Genomic DNA, 6,780 nt, shown 5'->3' with positions numbered 1-6,780 from the left:
CCTTGATGGTCTCTGGCGGCGGGGCCGGTGGCGGCGGGATGGCAGCTTCCGGCGGCGGCGCCGGGGCGGGCAGCTTGGCCGGGGCGCTGGGGGCCACCGCGCCCTGCGCCGGAGCGGGCCGTTGATCGACCGTCGGCCGGATGCTCACCGCGAGCGAAATAACCAGGGCCACAACACCAACCACGAAAACCGAGGTCAGCGCGGAACCGACCAGCAGGAACGGTTTGCGTTCCTCGTCCATCGGCATCTCGTCGGCGACGAGGTCGATCCCGTCGACCGAATCGGCACCGACCGGGGCCATCTCGGTGGCCAGACCGGCCAGCCCGTAGGCGCTGCCGGCGGTGGTGCCGTCGGGATCTTGCGAATAGGCCAGGCCGACCGTGGTGGCCTCGAACGCCGGAGCATTGGCCGACGCGAGTGCAGCACCGCGGGCCAGCGCCATCTCGGGCTCGTCCGGGGCATTGATCGGCAGCGACACCAGGTTTTCCAGATGCGCCTTGACCGAGGCGACGTCCACTCCGGATCCGAGGACGAACATGCCGTCCGGCGCGGATTCGGCGGCGTCCACCGCGGCGGCCATGTCGGTGAGCACGGCCATGGCGTCGGCGCTGTGCAGGGACCGGCCCAGCACCTTGACCACTGAACCGTCGTCGGTCTTGACCACCGACAGCGTCGCGGTGTCACGGTCGATGAACAGCAGCGCCGTGGTGTCATAACCGACCGCGCGACCGACCGCCTGGGCCAGCGCTGCGGCGGCGTGCCCTTCGGAGACCAGCATGACGTCGTCGATGCCGTGCGCGGACAGCGTGTCGCGCAGGGCGGCGGCGTCCGAATGGTCGGTCCACGTGACGCCGATCGACTTCAGATGGTGCCCACCCGTGGTGGCGCTCTCCTGGGTTCCAAGGATGGCGGCGACGACCTGATCGGCCGCACTGATGGTTGCCGAATCATCAACAGAGGTGACGTCGAAGACGTCATGATCGACGGTTACCCCGTCGGCTTTCTCCCCCTCGACCAGCACCATGCGGACTGTCGTAGGTGCCATCGCCACACCCAATACGATGTCCACCAAGCCCTCCAATGTGTTTGCTACACTGCGTTTGTCGCCATTACGCACACACTCCGCACGAGCCGACAACTAGAACCTTCATCGGTGCAACCTGCTCGATCGTTACACCCGGGCGCATTAGCTACCGCGCTGAGATTCCGGTCGGACCGCGACGGCATGGTGCGTGCCGGCGCCGGTTAGTTAGACCCTACTCGGCATTACGACAAACGGCGCCGGCCGGTTCATCCCGCGCTGTCCTCCTCGGCCGGATCCGGGCGCTGTTCACGCTCTCCGAACTGGCCCAACTGCCCCAGCGTGCCGCCGAACAATCCGGGTCGGCGCGGAGGCATATGCCCGTGCACACCTTCGGCGTACGCGGACTCGGCGTGCTGGGTGAAGTCGACGCCGGTGGTCTCGTCCTCGGGGCTGAGCCGGAAGCCCATGAACCGGTCGATGGCCTTGGCCAACAGGTAGGACATCGTGAAGGCGTAGGCGGCCACCACGACCGCGGCCAGCAGCTGCTTGCCGAGCTGAGTCAGCCCGCCGCCGTAGAAGAGGCCCTGCGGACCCGCGGTCATCACCTCGGTGGCGAGGAATCCGATCAGCAGCACGCCGACCACGCCGCCGACGAAGTGCACGCCGACGACATCGAGCGAGTCGTCATATCCGAACCGGAACTTCAGGCCGATCGCAAAGGAACACACCACGCCGGCGGCCAGGCCGACCACGACCGCTCCGAGGGTGTTGACGGTGCCGCACGACGGGGTGATCGCCACCAGACCGGCCACCACACCGGAGGCGGCACCGAAGGTGGTGGGCTTGCCGTCGCGGACCTGCTCGACCGTGAGCCAGCCCAGCATGCCGAGGCAGCCGGCGACCAGGGTGTTCAGGAAGATCGCCGCGGCGGTGCCGTTGGCCGCGAGCGCCGAGCCCGCGTTGAAGCCGAACCAGCCGAACCACAGCAGGCCGACGCCGAGCAGCACGAAGGGCAGGTTGTGCGGGCGCATCGCGTCCTGCTTGAAGCCGATGCGGGGGCCCAGCACCAGGGCCAGCGCCAGGGCCGAGGAGCCGGAGACGATCTCGACGACGAGGCCGCCTGCGTAGTCGAGCACGCCGAGGCCGGCCAGCCAGCCGCCCGGACCCCAGACCCAGTGCGCGACGACGGCGTACACCGCGACGGCCCACAGCGGGACGAACAGCATCCAGGCCGCGAATTTCGCCCGGTCCGCGATGGCCCCGCTGACCAGGGCGGCCGTGATGATCGCGAAGGTCAGCTGGAACGTGGCGAACAACAGCTCGGGCACCGCGCCGTGGGCTGTGCTCGGGGTGATGCCGAGCATGCCGAAGTGCTGCAGGCCGCCGATCAGGCCGCCGCCGGCGTCATCCGAGAACGCCAGGGTGTAACCGACCAGCAGCCAGGCCACCGTGACCAGCGGGATCGAGATGAAGCTCATCATGATCATGTTGAGCACGCCGGTGGTGCGGACCATGCCGCCGTAGAAGATGGCGAGGCCGGGGGTCATCAGCAGGACCAGCGCGGTACTGGCGAGCAGCCAGGCTGTCGCGGCCGGATCGATTTCGGGCACGTCGAGCTCCTTTGGTCTCGACGAGAATGTCCGGCGCGCGTTTCAGCCAAGCGGCGAGCGTGTTTCAGCCGTGTTTCCGACTTCTCACCCGCTGTTCACGCGCTCTTACGCGCTCTTACGCGCCGAAAGTAGGCCCTATGTACATAGAAGGGCCGAAACTCGTACACAAGGGCCACGCTGGGCGGCGTGTGCCCTACGACTTGATGAAGTTCAAATGCGAGCGGGAGGGTGTCGGACCGCGCTGGCCCTGGTACTTCGAGCCGACCTTGTCGCTGCCGTACGGGTGCTCGGCCGGGCTGGTCAGCCGTAGCAGGCACAGCTGACCGATCTTCATGCCCGGCCACAGCGTGATGGGCAGGTTGGCGACGTTGGAGAGCTCCAGGGTGATGTGCCCGGAGAAGCCCGGGTCGATGAACCCGGCCGTCGAGTGCGTCAACAATCCGAGACGGCCCAAGGAGGACTTGCCTTCGAGGCGCCCGGCCAGGTCGTCGGGCAGCGTGCACACCTCGAGCGTGGAGCCGAGCACGAACTCACCCGGATGCAGCACGAACGGCTCACCTTCCGCGGGTTCGACCAGGCTGGTCAGCTCGTCCTGCTGTTTGGCCGGATCGATGTGGGTGTAGCGGGTGTTGTTGAAGACCCGGAACAGGCTGTCCAGGCGGACGTCGACGCTCGACGGTTGCACCAGGGCATCGTCGAAGGGCTCGATGGCCAGGCGTTTCGCAGCGATCTCGGCCCGGATGTCTCGATCGGAGAGCAGCACCCGACGAGCGTATCGGTTAGCGACGGACCACCTGCGGCAACGGCGGCAAGGAGGTGTCGGCGTCGGGCGCCGCCAAGGATCTCCCGGCCGCCCTCCCAACCAGAGGCACCACCTTGCGCACGACGGTGTGAACAGGCGGCTCGGGCGGCGAGGCCGGCGCGGAATGTTGCACCGGGGTCGACGCCTGCGGCGGCGAGTTGCCAGTGCCCCCGCGCATGGTCAGCGCCAGGAACACCGAACCCGCCACGATCAACACCGCTGTCGCCACGACCATCGCCAAGGTGTGCGTCAGAGGGTCGCGCTTGACTGCAGGCGCGGTCTCGTCGCGACGGTCCCCACTGGCGAGCAGCGCACCGCGGGCAAGCAGCAGGGCCGCATCATCGCCGAGCACCACGGACCGTGCCATCACCGAATTAACCTCCTCGACAAGGCTTTCCGCTTCCGGAGCCGATCCCGCGATGGCAACCTCGGCGATCGATTCGGGGAAGCTGTCGCACAGGCCGCGCAGGGCCAACACTGCGGTGGCCGCGTCGGGTCCGTCGAGACGTCGGCTACGCAACCGCCGGGTGCCGTCCTCGCCCTCAGCACCGATCGCGGCCAGCATCGTGACCTCCGGTTCCACCACGCACAGCGCGATCGAGTCGCAGTCCGCGATGTGGACGGTGTACTCGGCGGCCGCTTCGAGCGCATCGGCGCTGGCGGCCACCGCGACGTTGGTGATGCCCTGCTCCTCAAGCGCGTCCAGGAGCTGTTTGGCCTCGCCGGCCACCGCGTCGGTCCAGGTCAAGGCGATGCGGGTGACGGTGTACCCGTTGGCCGGGGCGGCGGCGCGGGTGTCGATCACCGCGTTGACGATGTGCTCACGGAAGTCAGCGTGCTCGACGCTGACGCGATTGTCCGGATCGAGCGAATCGTGGTCGATCACCGAGCCGTCGCCGTGGGTGCCCTCGACCAGGAGAAGCCGGGCGTCGTGCGACGTCATGGCAATACCGATGACAACATCCATGGGTTGAATCCCTTGATTGATTCGGCCCGGGCTGCGGGCCTGCTCGCTCCATTCAGCACCGGATGGAGCCCACGAGAACCGACGGTAGAGACCGCACCTGAGAACTTCCGGGCGAGGTTTTACGCGACTCTCAGGGTGGCGCATGAACGGCAATCATGTTCTGGGGTGGAATGTTTCGCCACAGCACCTGACGCACCCAGTCGGCACTGGGCAACCGCGGCCAGCTGCGCCGGCAACCTTCGCCGCCCGCTGGTCTCCAGCGCGCGGCTGCTGCGGCGTCAATTTCTTAGACTCGCCGGGGCGATGCCCGCACCGCCTTGCCCACAACCCGGGCCGAGTTGCTATCCTTCGTCAGCACCATGCCGATGTAGTTCAATGGCAGAACATCAGCTTCCCAAGCTGAATACGCGGGTTCGATTCCCGTCATCGGCTCCATACATACAGGTCCGGCATCCGGAAGACTTACCAGACCGCCATCTCTGTCCTTCCGCACGGTTCCATCTGGTCCCGTCACCCGGTACAGCTCGGTGAGCACCTGGACCCCGAACGCGGGGAATGTCACCGTGTGCACTGGCGGGCACTGCGTCCGGTGGTATTTCCAGCTCACCAAGCAAGTCTGGCGCGCGATCATCGGCAACGACATGGACCACACGAGTAGCATTACTACTTGTCGGGGGCCATCATCGGCCGGAGGTACCGATCATGTTCAACGCGACCCGATCACTTGTCGTTACTGCCGCAGCAATACTGACGCTGGGCTTCAGCACCGCCGTCGCCAATGCCGACCCGCCAGCACCCGGCTCCGCATGCGGTCCCGACAAGGTGATCACGTCCGTCAACACCTGCGAGCCGCTCAACTCATCGTGCACGGGGTATGACGGCATGGTGATTGGGCGGGTGGCCGCTGACGGCCGGTGCGTGATTCCGGGGCTCGACGGCACCCGGTGGTAGGCCGGACCAGTAGCGGGCGAGTCGTCATCGACCGTCGGTGATTGCAACTGCTCAAGCATCAGAATTCCACGAGAGTGGTTGCAGCACAATACTTCAACGAATGACAGCGGACGGCATTCTCCACCGTCGTGCACGCGCTTGATCTTGCCAGCGCCCGGCTCACACTGCCACATCCTCCCATTCATTGAGAACCCTCATTGACAATGATCGTCGCCGTGGATGACAGTGCTAGGCATCCACGGAACGAGAGGTACGTAATGAGCACTGCCCCGCAGGTCACGGAACCATCGAGTAGCGAGAGCCAGCTCGATCAGCTCAACGAGCTCGGCTACTACGCCGTGACCCGGCATCCCGCGGATGTCCGGGTGGTGCTGCCCGAGGCCCGTACGGCCGACGCGCTCGGACTGGGCTCCTGCCACATCGGCGAACGCTTCACCGTGAAGGATCCGGCGGTTCTCTCAGGCGCGGTGGCGGGCTGCAGCACCACCCTTGGTATCGCGCCGTCGACCAACTACCACACGCGGCATCCCACGGTCACCGCGACGATCGGCTCGACGATGCACGCCCTGGCCGAGGGCCGCTTCGCGATGGCGTTCGGTCGCGGGATGGGTGCGTACTGGAACGCGATCGGTCTGCCGGTGGTGACCGAGGCCCGGCTGCGCGACTTCTTCGGTGTCCTGCGCCGGCTCTGGGCCGGGGAGATGATCCTCAACCACGACGGGCCGGCCGGGAAGTGGCCGTTCCTGCGCCACGCCAGTGGCCTGCCCGACGGACCGCCCATCGGTTTGGTCGCGGTCGGCCCCAAGACGATGGAACTCGCCGGGGAGATCGCCGATTTCGTTGTGCTCCATACCTTCTTCTCCGACGAGGCGACGACGTCATCGGTCGCGGCGGTACGCCGGGGTGCGGAACGAGCGGGCCGGGATCCCGACAGCGTCCGCATCTGGGCGTGCCTGGCGACGGTCTGCGACACGCTGTCGGAGGAGGATCAGTTGCGCCGCGGTGTCGGGCGACTGGCGACCTACCTGCAGGCGTACGCGGACGTGCTGGTGTCGGCCAACGGCTGGGATCCCGCGGTTTGGGAGCGAATCAAGCAGAGCGAACTGTTCACCGATGCGGCCACGGCCGGACCCATCGACGCCAGTGCCTCATTCGAGACGTTGCAGCGCATCGCCGAGGTGATTCCGGCCGACTGGTTGGACTCGGTGGCCAAGGGATCGCCAAAGGACTGCGCGAAAACCATTGCCCGGCAGTACGACCTGGGTACCCACTCGGTCATCATGCATGGGGCGAGCCCACAGGAACTCGAACCCGTCGTGCAGGCGTACCGGGCCGACCGGCCCACACTGCGGCGCGCGGTCGCCGCGAATCCCGGGAGGTTTGCCTGAACGCCCACGAATCCCCGCAGGCCGCGCGCGCGCAAGAA

At 66.9% G+C, this 6,780-nt stretch carries 6 protein-coding genes and 1 tRNA gene; 3 read left to right on the top strand and 4 right to left on the bottom strand.

The window, feature by feature from the left end:
* The 4 genes from TX88_RS05645 to TX88_RS05630 form a co-directional block, all read right to left on the bottom strand.
* Positions 1-1,069: DUF7159 family protein (locus TX88_RS05645; protein WP_044515281.1), on the bottom strand; the 1,069-nt coding region annotated here is incomplete at its 3' end.
* 221 nt (positions 1,070-1,290) lie between these two features.
* Positions 1,291-2,634 (bottom strand): ammonium transporter, encoded by a 1,344-nt coding sequence (locus TX88_RS05640; RefSeq protein ID WP_044515280.1) that lies wholly within the window; start codon positions 2,632-2,634, stop codon positions 1,291-1,293.
* 193 nt (positions 2,635-2,827) lie between these two features.
* Positions 2,828-3,397: a dCTP deaminase gene (gene dcd, locus TX88_RS05635; protein WP_044515279.1), complete on the bottom strand. Its 570-nt coding sequence runs from the start codon at positions 3,395-3,397 to the stop codon at positions 2,828-2,830.
* Between the two features lie 16 nt (positions 3,398-3,413).
* Positions 3,414-4,403, bottom strand: a complete 990-nt coding sequence (locus TX88_RS05630; protein ID WP_044515278.1) for a DUF7159 family protein — start codon at positions 4,401-4,403, stop codon at positions 3,414-3,416.
* Between the two features lie 361 nt (positions 4,404-4,764).
* On the opposite strand from TX88_RS05630, the gene TX88_RS05625 reads away from it, so the two are divergent.
* The 3 genes from TX88_RS05625 to TX88_RS05615 all read left to right on the top strand — a co-directional run bounded on the left by TX88_RS05625 (position 4,765) and on the right by TX88_RS05615 (position 6,742).
* Positions 4,765-4,838 (top strand) — tRNA-Gly (locus TX88_RS05625).
* A 267-nt stretch (positions 4,839-5,105) separates the two neighbouring features.
* Entirely contained in the window at positions 5,106-5,354 is a 249-nt protein-coding gene (locus TX88_RS05620) for a hypothetical protein (RefSeq protein WP_044515276.1), read from the top strand.
* Positions 5,355-5,611: 257 nt separating this feature from the next.
* Complete coding sequence (locus TX88_RS05615; protein ID WP_044515275.1) at positions 5,612-6,742, top strand: TIGR03857 family LLM class F420-dependent oxidoreductase; 1,131 nt, start codon at positions 5,612-5,614, stop codon at positions 6,740-6,742.
* Positions 6,743-6,780 lie beyond the last annotated feature (38 nt).

Origin of the sequence: Mycolicibacterium septicum DSM 44393 (genome assembly GCF_000455325.1) — a bacterium.
Classification (GTDB): Bacteria; Actinomycetota; Actinomycetes; order Mycobacteriales; family Mycobacteriaceae; genus Mycobacterium; species Mycobacterium septicum.
The sequence above is the reverse complement of the archived record's forward strand: the minus strand, read 5'-3'. Positions and strand labels throughout refer to the sequence as shown.